The organism is Brevundimonas bullata, assembly GCF_003350205.1.
In the GTDB taxonomy this organism is placed as follows: domain Bacteria; phylum Pseudomonadota; class Alphaproteobacteria; order Caulobacterales; family Caulobacteraceae; genus Brevundimonas; species Brevundimonas bullata.
This window is the reverse complement of the sequence record NZ_QLLC01000013.1, coordinates 14,035-30,801: the sequence shown is the minus strand read 5'-3', so window position 1 is coordinate 30,801 and position 16,767 is coordinate 14,035. Positions and strand designations below refer to the sequence as shown.

General features: G+C 65.5%; 13 protein-coding genes. 6 read left to right on the top strand and 7 right to left on the bottom strand.

Annotation, left to right across the window (positions count from 1 at the left end):
* Window positions 1-35 precede the first annotated feature (35 nt).
* The 3 genes from DXK21_RS08035 to DXK21_RS08025 are packed head-to-tail and all read left to right on the top strand — an operon-like array spanning window position 36 to window position 1,093.
* Entirely contained in the window at window positions 36-407 is a 372-nt protein-coding gene (locus tag DXK21_RS08035) for a serine/threonine protein kinase (RefSeq protein WP_114817270.1), read from the top strand.
* A 9-nt stretch (window positions 408-416) separates the two neighbouring features.
* Window positions 417-791 carry a hypothetical protein gene (locus DXK21_RS08030; protein ID WP_114817269.1) on the top strand — a complete coding sequence of 125 codons (375 nt, stop codon included), beginning with the start codon at window positions 417-419 and terminating at the stop codon, window positions 789-791.
* Window positions 792-805: 14 nt separating this feature from the next.
* On the top strand, window positions 806-1,093 hold the full coding sequence (locus DXK21_RS08025; RefSeq protein ID WP_114817268.1) for a GNAT family N-acetyltransferase: 288 nt from the start codon (window positions 806-808) through the stop codon (window positions 1,091-1,093).
* A gap of 215 nt (window positions 1,094-1,308) precedes the next feature.
* Here the strand turns inward: DXK21_RS08025 and DXK21_RS08020 are convergent, their stop codons facing one another.
* Window positions 1,309-1,638, bottom strand: a complete 330-nt coding sequence (locus tag DXK21_RS08020) for a hypothetical protein (RefSeq protein WP_114817267.1) — start codon at window positions 1,636-1,638, stop codon at window positions 1,309-1,311.
* A gap of 97 nt (window positions 1,639-1,735) precedes the next feature.
* Window positions 1,736-1,945, bottom strand: a complete 210-nt coding sequence (locus DXK21_RS08015) for a hypothetical protein (RefSeq protein ID WP_114817266.1) — start codon at window positions 1,943-1,945, stop codon at window positions 1,736-1,738.
* Window positions 1,946-2,497: 552 nt separating this feature from the next.
* Between DXK21_RS08015 and DXK21_RS08010 the strand changes: the two genes are divergently transcribed.
* Window positions 2,498-3,442 (top strand): ParA family protein, encoded by a 945-nt coding sequence (locus DXK21_RS08010; protein WP_114817265.1) that lies wholly within the window; start codon window positions 2,498-2,500, stop codon window positions 3,440-3,442.
* Between the two features lie 32 nt (window positions 3,443-3,474).
* Window positions 3,475-3,885, top strand: coding sequence for a hypothetical protein (locus DXK21_RS16905; protein ID WP_245945145.1), 411 nt, complete (start codon window positions 3,475-3,477; stop codon window positions 3,883-3,885).
* Between the two features lie 155 nt (window positions 3,886-4,040).
* Here DXK21_RS16905 and uvrB read toward each other — a convergent pair whose 3' ends face one another.
* Window positions 4,041-6,401: an excinuclease ABC subunit UvrB gene (uvrB, locus tag DXK21_RS08000; RefSeq protein WP_114817263.1), complete on the bottom strand. Its 2,361-nt coding sequence runs from the start codon at window positions 6,399-6,401 to the stop codon at window positions 4,041-4,043.
* Between the two features lie 377 nt (window positions 6,402-6,778).
* Between uvrB and DXK21_RS07995 the strand changes: the two genes are divergently transcribed.
* On the top strand, window positions 6,779-9,787 hold the full coding sequence (locus tag DXK21_RS07995; RefSeq protein ID WP_114817262.1) for a TonB-dependent receptor domain-containing protein: 3,009 nt from the start codon (window positions 6,779-6,781) through the stop codon (window positions 9,785-9,787).
* Window positions 9,788-10,038: 251 nt separating this feature from the next.
* Here DXK21_RS07995 and DXK21_RS07990 read toward each other — a convergent pair whose 3' ends face one another.
* From DXK21_RS07990 to mnmC2, 4 genes are all read right to left on the bottom strand, one after another.
* A complete protein-coding gene (locus DXK21_RS07990; RefSeq protein ID WP_114817261.1) occupies window positions 10,039-13,158 on the bottom strand; it encodes an efflux RND transporter permease subunit in 3,120 nt (1,039 codons plus the stop codon).
* Window positions 13,159-13,167: 9 nt separating this feature from the next.
* Window positions 13,168-14,295 (bottom strand): efflux RND transporter periplasmic adaptor subunit, encoded by a 1,128-nt coding sequence (locus DXK21_RS07985; protein ID WP_245945144.1) that lies wholly within the window; start codon window positions 14,293-14,295, stop codon window positions 13,168-13,170.
* A 173-nt stretch (window positions 14,296-14,468) separates the two neighbouring features.
* A complete protein-coding gene (locus DXK21_RS07980; protein ID WP_114817259.1) occupies window positions 14,469-14,861 on the bottom strand; it encodes a DUF6491 family protein in 393 nt (130 codons plus the stop codon).
* 48 nt (window positions 14,862-14,909) lie between these two features.
* Window positions 14,910-16,742: a tRNA (5-methylaminomethyl-2-thiouridine)(34)-methyltransferase MnmC2 gene (gene mnmC2, locus DXK21_RS07975; RefSeq protein ID WP_114817258.1), complete on the bottom strand. Its 1,833-nt coding sequence runs from the start codon at window positions 16,740-16,742 to the stop codon at window positions 14,910-14,912.
* Window positions 16,743-16,767 lie beyond the last annotated feature (25 nt).

Here is a 16,767-nt window from a genome sequence, read left to right as displayed (position 1 = left end):
TCCCGCCATTGTCGCGCCTCGTTCAAGAGGTTCCGATGGTCCAGTCCGGCGATTACAGCAGCAACAGCGCGGCGGTCTCGCCTGACCTGACCAGCCTCTATGTCGGATACGCCCTGATCCTTTTCGCCGTGCCGACCTTCGGCGTGGCGGCGGCGATCGGCCTGTTGCGGATGTGGCGCAAGGCCCCGCCCGCCGAGCCGGTGGCGCGCAGCCATTTCATCTTTCAGCAGCGGACCCTGATGGCCGCCGTGGCCGCCATCGTCGGCGGGGTGGTGCTGATCCTGGTCAACGTCGGGGTCTTCGTCCTGTTCGTCATGGCGGTGTGGACCATCGTGCGCGGCGCCCTGGGTCTGAAAGACCTGTTGGAAGGCCGTCCGATCCCCCATCCCCTTCGTCTCTTTTACTAAAGGCCCGTCATGACTGATCAGATTTCCCAGGCGCGCGGCAATGGTCGGGACGGGGCGGTTCTGGCCTGGATTCTCTATATTCTGTCGATCCCCAGCGCCAACCTGCTGGTGCTGGCGGGGCTGGTCGTAGCCTATGCCTGCCGGGGCTCGGCGACGGGGCTGGCGGCCCAGCATATCGAAGCGCAGATCAAGCTGTTCTGGTCGGTCTTCTGGATCACCGTGGTGCTGTGGGGGCTGATCGCGGTCAGCGCCGTGGCCTCCTTCCTGTTGATCGGCATTCCCTTCCTGCTGCTGTTCGGACTTCTTTTGCTGCTGGTGTCGATCTGGTTCACGGTGAAAAGCGTTCTAGGTCTGCTGGCCCTGCTGAACGATCGGCCGGCCTGATTTCAGGAGCCTTCATGACCGCCTTCCGCGACCAGCCTGCCGACCGCCGCTTTCAGCAGGAGTTTGCTGACGCCGACGGGAACGAGCATCCCGTCTGGGCCGAGTATGCGGTGCGCGGCCACGCCCGGGTCATCCTGCACGTCGAGGCCCATCCGGCCCTGCGCGGCACGGGGGCGGCGGGGAAGTTCATGCAGGCTCTGGCCGAGCACGCGCGGGCCGAGAAGCTGAGCCTGATCCCGCACTGCAGCTATGCGGTGGCGTGGCTCAAACGCCACCCGGAGTTCTCCGACATCGTCGGGTGAGGCTGACCCCTGTCGTCATCCCGGAAGCGGCGCAGCCGCTATCCGGGACCGCAAGAAGGGCTGACGGCGGCGTCCTGGGCGGTCCCGGCTCTGCGCTTCGCTTCGGCCGGGATGACGAGTAGGGGCCGCGCGAAGCGCCGAGGCCGCGTCGGGTCGAGACCCGAAGGGCGGCGCGAAGCAGCCTATGCGGAGCCTTCTGACCGCGGCCTACAGCGTTATGGATGGCTCTTGGCGATGATGGCCTTCATGGTCTCGGCCTTGACCGGCAGGTCCTGGCCCAGGCGTTGGGCCAGTTCCCGGGCGCCGACGGGGTAGGCGTCGCCGCCCTCGGCGATTTCGCGGGCCATGTCGGCGGCTTTCAGCAGGACCTCTTCCAGGGCCTCGACCTGTTCGAGCGCCAGGGCGCGCGCCTCGGCCTGGAGGCGCTTGACGCGCTCGGCTGTGGTCTCTGGCGCACGCATCAGGTCATAGACCTCGGCCTCGGGAGAGGAGACGACCCGCAGGTTGGGACGGTCGTCGGATTCTGGACTGTTCGATTTCGACATGATGCACCCTTCGACACGATAATGCCGCAATTTCTGCGCCGTTCCCTGACTCATCTGAGGGAGGCGCGGAGTTTTGCGCTCCTGTGGCGCCCAAGCCTCAGGCCCCGGCGGTCCAGGGCGGATCGTCCGGCGGCAGACGCGCGCCGCGCGCGATCGCCTCATCGCGCTTGCGTTGAAAGGCGGCGGCCAGATGATCGACGCGCGAGAAGAACTCCTTTTGCAGCCGCCGCAGTTCGGCGGGGTGGACGTCGCTCACGTCGTCAGGGTCGGCGACGCGGTCGCGGCGCGAGGGGCGGGGACGGGTCATGGGCTCCTTGTCCTGATGTGTGGTCTATCGCCCTTGCGGGCGACTTGAGACCACGATTGAGGAGGCTTGCGTTCGCTTGCCGCCTCGCACGTTCACATCCTGGGTCGCGCGGCGAAGCCCGCCGCGACCTGTCCGCTGGGCTTCAGCGCCCTTGACCGGAGACCGCGACGGACGCCGCGCGGCCCGACAAGTGCCCGCTCCATCCGCTCCCGTCGCCACAAGGTCGCAGGCCTCACGAGCCCTCCATGCAACGGAACGAGCACAGGGTGGCACGGGCGGAAGGTAGGGCGAGCTGAAAGGGGATGGCGGAGGGGGAGGGGCGGGAAATTACTGTAGGTGGGAGTTACTAATACGCGGGCCTTTGATTGTTAATCCTGCAAAATCCAACCTGCCGCAATTAAGCGAGAAGGATTGGCAAGCGCAAAAGCTGAATTTTCAACTTTGTACGAAAAACTCCAGCATTATGGTGACGACGTGCTGGCGTATGTCATATGGTCAACAGATAGGTATGGCTAATTTGCCATCGGTTTAACGGTCTTGGTGGGGGGTTTTATGAAGATTGTGTCGGTAATCAACTTTAAGGGTGGCGTGAGCAAGACAACGCTTTCATTTCATCTTGCCTGTCATTTGGCTAAAACGTCTCGCGTTCTACTTATAGACGTAGACCATCAGTCCAGCCTCTCGATTGTCGCTCTTGGATCTGCTGCTTGGCAAACGCGAGTGACCGCCGGTCGAACGGTTAATCGCATATTTGAATCGTTCACAAATAGAAAGGTGGCGATGCCTGGTGCGGAAATTATTGTTAATAACCCAATGTCTTCCAGGTATCCTGGGTATAGTTATTATAGTAATTTGAGCTTGGTTCCTGCCCAATTTGAGCTGGACGACATTGAGATAGATCTTGCATCTACTACGATGGGAAATGCTACTATTTCTGACTGGGAGAAAAGGACGCTCCTAGCCTCGTGGCTTGATTTCATTGATGCCGATAATAACTATGATTACGTCGTCATAGATTGCCCGCCTGCTACAAAAATTGTAAGCCAGAACGCCATCGCTTGTAGCGATGGATTCATCGTTCCTGTTATTCCTGACGAACTGTCAAGCCGAGGGGTGACGCACTTCCTGTCGCTTGTTCAGACTAAAATCGACGGAAAGTTGAAGCAGTTGAAGCAGGATGGACGGATCGATTCCGCAGCGACGCCAAAAAGCTATGTTGCTGACACAAATCTTGTGGCGATTGCTCCGTCAATATTGAAAACGGCGGGGCGTGCGGCGTCTGGCGTTACTAACATTCATACGACCCAGTTGGCGCAATTGCGAGCAAGGCGCGGAAATCAAGTCTTGGATACTATAAGTACTAATCTTATTGGCGTTCCAGAGGCGCTGAATGTCGGGCTTCCTGTTTGGGCGGTAAAAACCTCCAATTCCGTGAAGGCGCGGCCTATGATGACTAAGATCTGCACCGAGCTGAAAATCCGGATAGACGCACTTTGAGCCTGAATAAGACCACGTACGGATCCCTTCGAATGGTTCTCAAGCACCTTGAGAACCAAAGAAATCTGTTGGTTGAAGCTGGTGCTCCGCCAGAGGCAGTCAACGCGTTCGCAAATGTGCTCCTCTATCTTCACAGGTTGCCGAAGGCGGATGTCGAGGCGATCCTTCTGGGGGGGGGCAAGCGGGCGCTCCGATCAAACGTTGAGGCGGAAGCGGAGCTGTACCGCGATGCTTCATTGGAAGAAGTGGAGGCTGTGCTGGGGTCGTCGGAACTTTCTAGGAAGAGTCTTGAGGCCATCCTTCTGGGGCGCTTTCAGTATCCTAAAGGCTCTCTGAAGTCGGCGGGGAATATGGACCAGCTAATGACGTTGATCGAATCTATGATCGATAATGAGAGGACTCATAGCGTTATAGCTGAAGTAGCTAGTAGAGATCTTAAGTAGTTGATTGAAATTATCTATTACACGCTCATCTTCTAAGCGAAACTCCAGGTCTTTCTCCTTTGTCTTATTGATCTCGTCGCGACGGCGGGCAGCTTCGCGCATACGGCCTTCGCGGTCGTATGGGCAACTGGGTAGTGGAACTGGCTGCCCGCCCCCTACCGCCCCTTCCTGAACGCCTCCGCCTTTTCGGCCGCCGCTTCCTTGCGCCAGCGTTTGGGGGCTGAGGTGTCGACGGTTTCGCCGGCGCCGGTGAGGGCTTCGTTGGCGAATTCGAGGTCGAGGAGTTTCATCTTCTTGATCTCGTCGCGCAGGCGGGCGGCTTCCTCGAACTCAAGGTTGGCGGCGGCGGTGCGCATGCGGCCTTCCATGTCCTTGAGGGCGGCCTGGAAGTTGGAGCCGAGGAAGGGCTTGGCTTCTTCGGCGACGCCGGGGCGGGTCAGCTTGTCGAGGTCGCGGGACTCGTAGGGGCTGTCGAGGATGTCCTTGATGTCGCGCTTGACGCTTTCGGGCGTGATGCCGTGTTCGAGGTTGTAGGCCTGCTGCTTCTCGCGGCGGCGGTTGGTCTCGGCGATGGCGCGTTCCATCGAGCCGGTCATGCGGTCGGCGTAGAGGATGACGCGGCCGTCGACGTTACGGGCGGCGCGACCGATGGTCTGGATCAGGGCGGTTTCGGAGCGCAGGAAGCCCTCCTTGTCCGCGTCGAGGATGGCGACCAGGCCGCACTCGGGGATGTCGAGGCCCTCGCGCAGCAGGTTGATGCCGATCAGGACGTCGAAGGCCCCCAGGCGCAGGTCGCGCAGGATCTCGATGCGTTCCAGGGTGTCGACGTCGGAGTGCATGTAGCGGACGCGCACGCCCTGTTCGTGCATGTATTCGGTCAGGTCCTCGGCCATCTTCTTGGTCAGGGTGGTGACCAGGGAGCGGTAGCCCGCGCGGCTGACGGCCTTGACCTCGTCGATGACGTCGTCGACCTGGTTGCGGGCGGCGCCGGAGACGGGGCGGATCTCGACCGGGGGGTCGATCAGGCCGGTGGGTCGGATGACCTGTTCGACGAAGACGCCGCCGGTGCGCTCCATCTCCCACGGGCCGGGGGTGGCGGAGACGAAGACCGACTGGGGCCGCATGGCGTCCCACTCGTCGAACTTGAGCGGGCGGTTGTCGATGCAGGAGGGCAGGCGGAAGCCGTACTCGGCCAGGGTCGATTTGCGGCGGTAGTCGCCCCGGAACATGCCGTTGATCTGGCCTACGGTGACGTGGCTTTCGTCCACGAACAGCAGGGCGTTGTCGGGGATGTACTCGAAGAAGGTGGGCGGCGGCTCGCCCGGCGCGCGGCCGGTCAGCCAGCGGCTGTAGTTCTCGATGCCGGCGCAGGCGCCGGTGGCCTCCATCATCTCCAGGTCGAAGCGGACCCGCTGTTCGAGGCGCTGGGCCTCCAGCAGCTTGCCGTTCTCGGTCATCCAGTCGAGCGTCTCCTTCAGCTCGGCCTTGATGCCCATGATGGCCTGGTTCAGCGACGGGCGCGGGGTGACGTAGTGGCTGGCGGCGTAGACGGTGACTTCCTCCAGGTCGGCGGTCTTCTTGCCGGTCAGGGGGTCGAACTCCTGGATCGACTCCAGCTCGTCTCCGAACAGCTGGATGCGCCAGGCGCGGTCCTCCATGTGGACGGGGAAGATCTCCAGCACGTCGCCGCGCTTGCGGAACATGCCGCGCTCGAAGTTCAGGTCGTTGCGCTTGTACTGCAGGGCGATGAGGTCGGCGCGCAGCTTGGCCTCGTCGATCTGGTCGCCGACCTTCAGGGAGAAGGTCATGGCGGTATAGGTCTCGACCGAGCCGATGCCGTAGATGCAGGAAACCGAGGCGACCACGATGACGTCGTCGCGCTCCAGGATCGCGCGGGTGGCCGAGTGGCGCATCCGGTCGATCTGCTCGTTAATCGATGAGTCCTTCTCGATGTAGGTGTCGGTGCGCGGGACGTAGGCCTCGGGCTGATAGTAGTCGTAGTAGCTGACGAAATACTCGACCGCGTTGTCGGGGAAGAAGGCCTTGAACTCGGAATAGAGCTGGGCCGCCAGCGTCTTGTTGTGGGCCAGGATCAAGGCCGGGCGCTGGGTCTGTTCGATGACCTTGGCCATGGTGAAGGTCTTGCCAGAGCCGGTGACGCCCAGCAGGACCTGATCGCGCTCGCCCGCATCGGCCATGGCCGACAGTTCGGCGATGGCGGCGGGCTGGTCCCCGGCGGGGGTGTATTTGGTCTCCAGCCGGAAGCGGCCGCCCTTCTTCTTGCCCTCGCGCGAGGGGCGGTGCGGGACCCAGTCGCCGGGGGCGGCGGGCGGCTCCTCCGGCGTCAGGCGCGGGCCGGCGACGGGGGCGAACATGGGCATGGCCTTGCCGCCGCGAGCGCGCGGGGCGTCGTGGACGAAGGGCGCGGCCATCTCCTGCATGCCTGGATTCTGGCCTGCGCTTTGGCCGGGCACGTGGACGGGCTTGGGCGACGGTGTCGAGGGAGAACGAGCCATGAACGTCAAGGTAGTGCGCGCGGGCCGAGGACGCCATAGGGCGGCGATTGTGGCGGCGGAGGCGGGGCGAACGCGCCGCCGCCGCGATCCGGCTCAAGCTTTGCCTTAATCGCGCCGAATAGCGTCACAATGCGGGCAATATTTGGCCGATTGTCGCCATAAATGGACGAATTGTGGTTTAAAACGGGTTCCTTGGCGTCAAAATTGACGCGCTTTTTCGCATATCGTCGCTTTCCAGCAATATTTTGGTTGCCCTTATGTGACGCTTTGCCTAGCCCTCGATCAACCAAGAAACGTAGAGTCGAACATTGGTATCCGAAACAGCGTTCAATGATCGTTGTATCTGTTGTTCAATATTCACAGGTAAATAGAGGCATATGAGCACTCGCAAGAACTACCTGCTGGGCACGACGATGGTGGCTAGCGCCGCTGCTTTGTCGTTGACCCTGCTCGCTCCGGGAGCCGCGTTCGCTCAGGACGCAACCAATACCCAGGAAGCTGCATCGACGGTCGACGAAGTCGTCGTCGTCGGCTCGCGCATTCGTCGCGATAATTACAACGCCCCGTCGCCGACCCAGGTCGTGACGCGTGAAGAAGCGACCCTTCAAGGCTTCGCCTCGACCACGGAAGCCCTGCAGAGCACGGCGATCACGGGCGGCACCTCGCAGGTCAATAGCTCCTACGGCGGCTACGTCACCAACGGCGGCCCCGGCGCCAACACCATCGGCCTGCGCGGCATGGGCCCGAGCCGCACCCTGGTGCTGCTGAACGGTCGTCGCGTTTCGCCGTCGGGCTCGCGCGGTTCGGTCGGCTCGGCTGACCTGAACGTCCTGCCGACCGCCATGATCGACCGCGTCGAAGTCCTGCGCGACGGCGCCTCGTCGATCTATGGCTCGGACGCCGTGGCTGGCGCCATCAACATCCAGACCCGCAAGAACATTGAAGGTCTGACCATCGAAGCCCAGCGCAACGAGCCGCTGGAAGCCAATGGCGCCGGCGCGTCGAGCCGCATCTCGCTGACGGCTGGCGCCCGTGGCGACCGCTGGCGGGCCGCTGGTTCGGTGGAACGCTATGATCGCGAAGCCCTGAGCCTGGGCGACCGCGACTTCACGCGTTGCCAGACTGACGGCCGTCGTCCGATCAACGGCGTGAGCAGCGACTACATCGACCCGATCACCGGCCAGTCGAAATGCTATCCGATCACCGGCACGGGCTCGAACGGCTCGTCGATCAACACGCTCGGCGTTGCTGTTGAGGGGCCGTTGGACTCCAAGGGCAACCGTACCTTCGTCGGCGTGGCCGGAACCCCGGCTGCTGGCGCGCCGAACGTCCTCTTCGATCGCTTCCGTCCGAACTCGGGCATCACCGGACCCATGGCCGGTTTCGAAGGCGTCGGCGGCAAGGGCGTGAACTCTAACGTTCGCGACACCTTCGACGAACGCATGCTGAACCGCTCGCTGATTTCGCCGGTCGAAGTCACCACCGTCTATGGTGAAGCCGCCTATCAGTTGAACGCGCTGGGCAACGCAGAAGTGTACGGCGAAGTGCTGTTCAACAACCGCAGCTCGTCACAAACCGGCTATCGCCAGCTGACGCTGGACTACGCCAAGGGCAGCCTTCTGATCCCGGCCGATCTGGGCTTCAGCGTCTTCTCGGGCGACCAGGGCCTGAACAAGGGCCAGGACATCGGCGTCCGCGCCTTCATCGGTTTCGGCAACGACGTCTCGTCGCAAGACGTGCGTTTCAACCGTAACGTCGTTGGCATCAAGGGTGACTTCTTCATCCCGGAATGGCGCTATGACCTGTCTGCCAGCTATGCCAAGTCGCGTTCAGAATACACCAGCCAGCAGTTCCTGACGAACCGCCTGATCGAAAGCCTGGACGTTGTCAGCAACGGCAATGGCGGTTTCCAGTGCGCTCAACTGGCCTCGAACCCGGGCTGCATCGCCGCACCGGCGGTGAACGGTCAAACGATCGGCGGCGTTCTGCCGAAGGCCTGGGTGGACTACGTCTTCCGTCCGGTCACGGGCGTCACCGAGTACGAAGAGAAGGTCGTCAGCTTCGGTATCGACGGTCCGCTGTTCGATCTGCCGGCCGGTAAGGTCATGGGCTTCTTCGGCGCCGAATGGCGTGACTCGTCCATCGACGACACTCCGGGTCTCGATTCGCAAACGGGCAACACCTACAACTACTCGAGCTCGGCTATCACCCGCGGTTCGGATTCGGTGTGGGAAATCTTCGGTGAAGTCGAAGCGCCTCTGCTGCGCGACGCGCCGTTCGCCAAGTCGCTTACGCTGAACGGTTCGTTCCGTTACACGGACTATGACTCGTACGGCGACGACACAACCTACAAGATCGGCCTGGTTTACCAGCCCGTCGACATGCTGACGTTCCGCGCCACCTACGGCACCTCGTACCGCGCCCCGGCGCTGTTCGAGCAGTTCGTTGGCGCTACGACCGGCTTCCTGGCCGCCGCTAACGATCTGTGCAGCGAGCTGACCTCGAAGGCGACGCCTGAACTGGTCGCCAACTGTCAGGCCGAAGGCCTGGACAAGGACTTCATCCAGAAGTCCAGCGTCGCCGTCGTCACCAAGGGCGGTTCTGAAGCTGGCCTTGAGGCTGAAACCTCGACCAACATGACGGTTGGCATGGTACTGAAGCCGACCCTGCCCGAGGGTTGGGGCGATCTGGCCTTCGCAGTCGATTACTATGAAATCGAAGTGAAGAACGGCGTGGCCCAATACGGCGCCGCCAACATCCTGGAGCGTTGCTACAACTCGAGCGCTGCCGAGTTCGCCGCTGACGAAGGCTTCTGCGGCCTCGTCTCGCGCAACGCCGGCGACAACCGCCTGACCGTCCAGAACGGCTACGTCAACCTGGCCACTGACATCGTCAAGGGCCTGGACTACACCGCTCGCTACCGCAAGGACGTTGGTCCGGGCGTCGCGGCGGTCAACGTTGCTGTCACCCAGTACACGCAGATCGCCAGCAAGCTGTTCGAAGCCAACCCCCTGATCGAGTACAAGGGTCGTCTGAACAACCCCGAGTTCACGGGTACGGCTGATGTTTCGTACGCTTGGGATCAATGGCGCGTGCGCTATGGCGTCGAGTGGATCCAGGGTACGGACGACTATGCCTATCGTCGGATCTCTGATCCTTCGGTCAGCCCGTTCGATCTCGAAGTCGGCGACTATTTCCTGCACAACGCCTCGGTTCAATACCAGGCAGACGGCTGGACGGCCACACTCGGCGTTCGCAACCTGATGAACGAAGAGCCGCCGACCATTTCGTCGGGCTATAACAACCGGGTCGGCAACGCTCCGCTGTACTCAGGCTACGATTACCTGGGCCGGACGGCCTTCGTGAACCTCGCGAAGTCCTTCTAAGGTCTGACCTGATTTCAGGTTGAGGAAAGGGCGGCGGACTTCGGTCCGCCGCCCTTTCTGCGTTTGGGGCGTGTGGCGACTGCTGGCTTGGGATAGGCGGCGAGTGACGAGCGACGGGCGATGCTTCGCGCTTGGCCATGGCTAGAGGGCTTCGTCGGGCCTTAGGGAAGAAGGCCTCAGCCGCCTTGGTATCAAAAAAAGCCCCGGAGCATGGGCTCTCCGGGGCTTTCTTCGTGTCCGATCTAGGGGCTTCAGTCGCCCAGATAGGGCTGGGCGCCGACCGGGGCCTGGGGCTTCACCGGGGCGGGCTCGTCGGCCATGCGGTGCTGGCCGGCGAAGGCCTTGCCGATGCGGCGACGGCCCCAGCCGGCGATGTCGTCGACGATGGTGAAGATGGCCGGGATGTAGAGCAGCGACAGGAAGGTCGAGGAGATCAGGCCGCCCAGGACCGCGATGGCCATGGGCGAACGGAACTCGACGTCGGCGCCGATGCCCATGGCGACGGGCACCATGCCGGCCCCCATGGCGAAGGTGGTCATCAGGATGGGGCGCGCCCGCTTGTGGGCGGCGTCCATGATGGCGTCATAGCGGGACATGCCGTCCTTCTCGGCCATGATGACGTAGTCGACCAGAAGGATGGAGTTCTTGGCCGCGATGCCCATCAGCATCAGCACCCCGATCAGCGAAGAGATCGAGAAGCTGGAGCCGCCCAGCAGCAGGGCCACGAAGGCGCCGCCGATGGCCAGGGGCAGGGCGGCCATGATGGTGATCGGATAGGCGAAGCTTTTGAACAGCAGGACCAGGACCGCGTACATCAGCAGGATGCCGGTGCCGAAGGCGATGGCGAAGCCGGTGATCATCTCCTGGATGAACTCGGCGTCCCCGGCCGGGACCTGACGCACGCCTTCGGGCAGTTTCTGGACCGAGGGCAGCTTCTGCACCCGCTGGGCGGCGTCGCCGGTGCGGATGCCGTCCAGTTCGGCGGTGATCGAGGCGATGCGCGAGCGGTCCTGACGGCTGACGGTCGCGGGACCGGCGCCGAACTCGATGTCGGCGACGGCGCTGAGCGGCACGGCGGCGCCGGAGGCGGTGGGCACGCGCAGGGTCTCCAGAACGTTCAGGTCCTGACGAGCCGTGTCGGTCAGTTGCAGGCGGATCGGCACCTGACGGTCGCCCAGGTTGTACTTGGGCAGGTTCTGATCGACGTCGCCGAGGGTGGCGACGCGGACGGCCTGAGATATGGAGCCGGTCGAGACGCCGGCCAGGGCCGCTTCGTCAGGTCGCGGCGTGACCAGGATTTCCGGGCGGGCGATGGCGGCGGTGTTGACCACATTGGCCAGGCCGGGAACGCCGCGCATCTCCTCTTCGACCTGGCGCGCGGCGGCGTTCAGGGCGGTCGGGTTGTCGCCCAGAATGGCGAAGGTGTAGCGGGTGCCGTCGCTGGGACCGCCGCCCTGCTGGGCGATGCCGGCGCTGATGCGGGCGCCGGGGATGGTCTTCAACTGGTCGACCATTTCGCGGGCGAAGGCCTGCTGGCTGAGCTTGCGCTCGCCCTTCTTGACCAGGTCGGCGTAGATGTTGGCCTGGTTGACGTCCTGGCCGCCGATGGCGGCGTAGACCGAGGTGACTTCCGGGCGGGCTTGCAGGGCGCGGGTGACGCGCTGAACCACGGCGTCGGTCTCGCGCAGGGTGGCGCCGGGCGGCAGTTCGATCTGGAAGGCGGCGCGCGACTGGTCGCCCGAGGGGCTGAACTCGAACGGCAGCTTGGTGGCCAGGAAGCCCGAGCCGACGAAGATGGCGATGCCGACGGCGAAGACCTTCCAGCGGTTGCCGAGGCACCAGCGCAGGGCGCGCAGATAGCCGGGCATCCACAGGGGGTCCTTGTCCTCATGCTTGGTGTGCTTCAGCAGATAGGCGGCCATCAGCGGGGTCAGGGTCCGCGCCACGACCAGCGAGAAGGCGACCGAGACGCAGGCGGCCAGGGCGAAGGCCTTGAAGAACTGGCCGATGATGCCCGGCATGAAGCCGACGGGAGCGAAGACGGCGATGATGGTCGAGGTGGTGGCCACGACGGCCAGACCGATCTCGTCGGCGGCCTCCATCGAGGCGGCGTAGGGCGGTTTGCCGTCGCGCATGTGCCGGACGATGTTCTCGATCTCGACGATGGCGTCGTCGACCAGGATGCCGATGGTCAGCGACAGGGCCAGCAGCGTCACCACGTTCAGCGACTGGTCCATCGGGCCGAGGATGGCGAAGGCCGGAATCAGCGACATCGGCATGGCCGTGGCCGCGATCAGGGTGGCCCGCCAGTCGCGCAGGAAGATGAAGACCACGATGACGGCCAGGACAGCGCCGAGGACCAGGGCCTCGATCGAGGCGATGTAGCTTTCCTCGATATACTGGACGCTGGATGTGACCTGTTCGATGGTCAGCTCGGGGTGGGCCTCGTCGATCTTGGCGACCTCTTCGCGGACCTTTTGCGAGACGGTGACTTCGCTGGCCTCGCGCGAGCGCAGGAAGTTGAAGGTGACGGCTTCCTGGCCGTTGTAGCGGGCCAGGCGGCGCGGCTCGGTCCACTTGTCCTCGACGCGGCCCAGGTCGCCCAGGCGCACGCTGCGGCCGTCGCCCAGGGGGATCAGGGTCTGGCGCAGCTGCTCGACCGAACCAGCCGAACCCAGGGTGCGGATGGCGCGTTCCGAACCGGCCACGGTGACGCGGCCGCCGGGCAGGTCGGTGTTGACGCTGGTCAGGGCCTGGCTGACCTGGGCGGCGGTGACGCCGTAGGCGGCCAGGCGGTCGGGGTCCAGCTCGACGCGGATCTCACGGTCGACGCCGCCCGAGCGGTTGACCTCGCCCACGCCGCCGAGGGCCAGCAGGGCGCGGCTCATCTCGTTGTCGATGAACCAGCTGATCTGTTCCGGCGACATCGTCGGCGAGCGGACCACATAGGTGATCAGGGCGTCGCCGGTGATGTCGATGCGCTGGACCGTCGGTTCCTGCATGTCCTGGGGCAGGGTGGCGCGCACGCCGCTCATGGCGTTGCGCACGTCGTTGGTGGCGCGTTCGGTGTCGGTGCCCAGTTCGAACTCGATGGTGGTCGAGGAAACCCCGTCCGAGATGTTCGAATAGATGTGGCGCACGCCCGACAGGCCGGCGATCGAGTCCTCGATCGGACGCGTGACCTGGACCTCCATTTCGCTGGGCGCCGCGCCTGGACGGGCGGCGGTGACGGCGACCAGGGGGAAGTCGATGTCGGGGTTGTTGTTGATCCGCATCCCCGAGAAGCCGATCACGCCGCTGATCGTCAGCAGGACGAACAGCAGGATGATCGGAATGGGGTTCTTGATGGCCCAGGAGGAGATGTTGTTCATGGCCGGGGGCTACTTCTTGGCCGGAGCGGCGGCGGCGGGCGCAGCGGCGGGCTGGCCGGTGGAGACCGTGACCTTGTCGCCGTCGCTGAGGAAGCCGGCGCCCTGGACCACGACGCGGACGCCGGGTTCGACGCCGCTGACCGAGGTCTGGTCGTCGCGGCGCGAGAGCACTGTCACCGGACGGAAGCTGGCCGCGTTGTCGGCGCCGAGGACAAAGACCCCGGCCTTGTTGTTGCGATAGAGGACGGCGCCGGTCGGCACCACGGTCGCGGGCTGGGCGCCGGCGTCGATGGCGGCGCGGGCGAACATGCCGGGCTTCAGGCCGCTGCCGGGCGACAGGGTGATGCGGGCCAGGCCCAGGCGGGTCGCGGCGTCGACCTCGGGCGTGACGATGCGGATCGTGCCGGTGGTGGTCACGCCCTCGTTGGAGGTGATGGTCGCGGTCTGGCCGGCGCGCAGGGCGGGCAGGTCGGTCTCGGGCACCTGGGCGTCCAGTTCCAGGCGACCGTCGCGGACCATGCGGAACAGCTGGGTTCCGGCCTCGACGATCTGGCCCTTGGTGACGTTGCGGCTGATGATCAGGCCCGAGACGGGGGCCTTGATCTCGGCCTGGGACAGGCGGGTGCGGATTTCCGAAAGCGCGGCGCGGGCCGAGGCCAGATTGGCCTGCGAGGCGCGCTGGTTGGCCAGGGCCGTGTCCAGCGAGGCCTGGCTGAGGAAGCCGCGTTGCTTCAGTTCCTGGGCGCGGCCCAGGGCGGCGTCGTCGCGGGCGGCGTTGGCCTCGGCGGTCTGCACGCCCGCCTGCTGCTGGCGCAGCTGGGCTTGCAGCAGGGCGTCGTTCAGCTTGACCAGGACCTGGCCCTGACGGACGTAGGCGCCTTCGTCGACATAGACGCCGACGGCGGTCAGGCCGCCGGTTTCGGCGCCGACCGGGACCTCTTCCCAGGCCGAGACCGAACCCGAGGCGACGATGACACGGGGCAGGGCGACCTCGGCGGCCGTGGCGGCGGAGACGGTCTGACGCGAGGCGCCATGCGCTTCGGCCTTGGACTTGTCGTCGCCGCCGCCGCAGGCGGACAGGGTCAGAGCGGCGGCCGCCGCGAGGAGGAGGGCCGGAGTACGAAGGGTGGTCGCCACGTGCGAAGATCCTTGAAGGGTCGGTGCAGGGAGGGCGCGAACCATTCTGTCCGGCGCCGGACGCGAGTTTGATAGCCACGCTTCATAGCGTTTCCGCGAAGCGTTCTCAAACCTCGCACACCACCATTACCGCGAAGTAACCTCGCCGCCATGGGCGACGATTCAGTTCTGTGTCAGGGGCGGTCGCGGGACGGCAGGGCCATGACCTCGGCCTCGGTCAGTTTCTTGACCACCTGGACGCGGCAGGGCTCACGCGGCGGGACGCCGACCAGAAGGCGTGAGGTGTCGCCGACGCAAAGGCGGCTGAGCCCGCCGCTGGGCACGAAGGCGATGGCGAAGGCGAAGTCGACATCGGAGCACATGCCGAAGGTCTGGAGCTCGAACACGTCCTTGTTGCGCGCGCGGACGTAGATGCTCTGGTTGTTTCCGCGGAAATTATCGACCTGATCCGTGTAGAAACACTGTGAGCCGCGAGAGGCGGTCGGGGCGCCGTCGCCGGGGGCCATCGGGGCGCAGGCGGCCAGAGCGGTCGCGCCAGCGGCGGCGATCAGAAGGCGGCGGGACATGGGAAGCTCCGTTGAGTTCGGCGTCGCGTGAGCATGGCGGAAATCTGGCTACGCCGTATTAGCGCGAGCGGAGCCCTTTGGTTGCGCGAAGACACGCGAGGCCGCGAGGCGGGCGGCGAAGGCGGCGGGCAGGGGCGAGGGCTGGCCTAGAATGACCGCCGCCAGATGCTCGCCCAGCAGGGGGGCGACGCAGAAGCCGCGCGAGCCGAGGCCGGTCAGGGCGTAGAGGCCGGGCGGGGCGAGCGGCCCGGCGACGGGCAGGCGGTCAGGGGTGGTGGCGCGCACGGCCTTGCGGGTCTGAACCCCGTCTGCGGCCTCGACCTGGGCGGCCAGGCCGGGCAGGGCGGCGGCCAGGGTCGCGAGGTTGCGGGCGGCGGCCTCCGCGGCGGGCGTCAGGTCTGTCTGGTCTCGGTCATGGGTGGCGCCGAACAGCAGGCCGGTTCCGGTCGGCACGGCGTAACCGCCCCAGGCGACCGGCGGCATGGTCGGGCCGTCGATCCACTGAGCCTGACCCGCGACCGGGGCGAGGGAAAGGTCGGGCGCGAGGGCGGCGTTCCCCCATCCGGCGGTCAGGACCACGGCGTCGGCCTGAAACAGGATCGCGCCGTCGGCGTCGCGCAGGGTCCAGCCGTCGTTCTCGGCCTGAAGGCCGGCGACGGCGGCGGTCAGGCGTTCGGCGCCCGTCAGCCAGGGTTCGAGCACCGCCGAAGGGCGCAGGGCCAGCGCCCCCTGCATCATCAGGCCGCCGGCCTGAACGGACTCGCCCAGATGGCGGGCGCAGGCGGCAGCGTCGAGGCGGGTCATGGTGAAGGCGGGCCAGAGGTCCTGGGCGGCGACCTTGTCGAAGCGGGTCGCGTCGCGCGGGGTCTGTTCCAGTTGCAGCACGCCTTCGGCGATCACGGCGTCGGGCAGGGCGCGATAGAGGGCGCGCGCGCGTTCCAGGGCCTGGGCGTGGAAGCCGGCGATCAGGGCGTCGCCAGCGTCGAGGCGGGGCGTGACGAGGGCGGCGGGAAAGCCGGAGCCGCCCGCGCCGGGGCGCTCGGCCTCGACGACGGTGACGCGGGCGCCGCCGGCGATCAGGGCGCGGGCGACGGAGGCCCCGGCGATGCCGGCGCCGACGACGGCGATGTGGCGTTGTGCACGGGCGGCGAGCGGCGGCGAGGGCAGGCGCGCCTCCAGCCGTTCGCGCTTGCGCCCGTGGCCGGGCTTCTTCTCGACGACGAAGCCCTGCTCGGCCAGACCGCGCCGCACGGCGCCGGCGACGGTGAAGGTGGCGACCCGCGCGCCAAGGGCGGAACGGGCGGCGATCAGGGCCATGATCTCGGGCGACCACATGCCGGGGTTGAGGGCGGGCGAGAAGCCGTCGAGGAACCAGGCGTCGGCCGGGCCGGACCATTGCTCCAGCGCCCACCGGGCGTCGCCGACGGCCAGGTCGATGCGGGCGTTCCATTGCGGCAGATCGAGGCGGTGGAAGCCGGGGGTTCCGTCCGGCCAGACGGCGAGGACGGCGTTCGCGGTTTCGGCCAGTTCGGGCCAGGCGGACAGGGCGCGGGCGGCCTCGCCGCGGGTCAGGGGGAAGCCTTCGATGGAGAAGACGTGCAGTCGGCTGTTAGACGGGCGGGTGCGGCGCCAGAGGTCGAGCAGGGCCACGATGTTCAGGCCGGTGCCGAAGCCCAGTTCCGCCACGGTGAAGTCAGCGCGATCCGCCCATGCGTCCGGCAGGCCGCAGCCGTCGAGGAAGACGGCGCGGGTTTCGGCCAGGCCGTCGTCCTTGGAGAAATAGACGTCGCCGAACCGGCCGGAGCGGGGCGAACCGTCCTCGGCCCAGACCAGTCGGGGAGAGGCGTCGTCGGAGGACTGTTCGCGCGGGTCGTCGATCATGGCCGGGCTTTAGCCGTCAGCCGCT

What these genes read in the sequence shown, in the direction of transcription:
- DXK21_RS08035 (WP_114817270.1), top strand. Translation starts at nt 36, where the DNA reads ATGGTCCAGTCCGGCGATTACAGCAGCAACAGCGCGGCGGTCTCGCCT.
- DXK21_RS08030 (WP_114817269.1), top strand. Translation starts at nt 417, where the DNA reads ATGACTGATCAGATTTCCCAGGCGCGCGGCAATGGTCGGGACGGGGCG.
- DXK21_RS08025 (WP_114817268.1), top strand. Translation starts at nt 806, where the DNA reads ATGACCGCCTTCCGCGACCAGCCTGCCGACCGCCGCTTTCAGCAGGAG.
- DXK21_RS08020 (WP_114817267.1), bottom strand. Translation starts at nt 1,638, where the DNA reads ATGTCGAAATCGAACAGTCCAGAATCCGACGACCGTCCCAACCTGCGG.
- DXK21_RS08015 (WP_114817266.1), bottom strand. Translation starts at nt 1,945, where the DNA reads ATGACCCGTCCCCGCCCCTCGCGCCGCGACCGCGTCGCCGACCCTGAC.
- DXK21_RS08010 (WP_114817265.1), top strand. Translation starts at nt 2,498, where the DNA reads ATGAAGATTGTGTCGGTAATCAACTTTAAGGGTGGCGTGAGCAAGACA.
- DXK21_RS16905 (WP_245945145.1), top strand. Translation starts at nt 3,475, where the DNA reads ATGGTTCTCAAGCACCTTGAGAACCAAAGAAATCTGTTGGTTGAAGCT.
- uvrB (WP_114817263.1), bottom strand. Translation starts at nt 6,401, where the DNA reads ATGGCTCGTTCTCCCTCGACACCGTCGCCCAAGCCCGTCCACGTGCCC.
- DXK21_RS07995 (WP_114817262.1), top strand. Translation starts at nt 6,779, where the DNA reads ATGAGCACTCGCAAGAACTACCTGCTGGGCACGACGATGGTGGCTAGC.
- DXK21_RS07990 (WP_114817261.1), bottom strand. Translation starts at nt 13,158, where the DNA reads ATGAACAACATCTCCTCCTGGGCCATCAAGAACCCCATTCCGATCATC.
- DXK21_RS07980 (WP_114817259.1), bottom strand. Translation starts at nt 14,861, where the DNA reads ATGTCCCGCCGCCTTCTGATCGCCGCCGCTGGCGCGACCGCTCTGGCC.
- mnmC2 (WP_114817258.1), bottom strand. Translation starts at nt 16,742, where the DNA reads ATGATCGACGACCCGCGCGAACAGTCCTCCGACGACGCCTCTCCCCGA.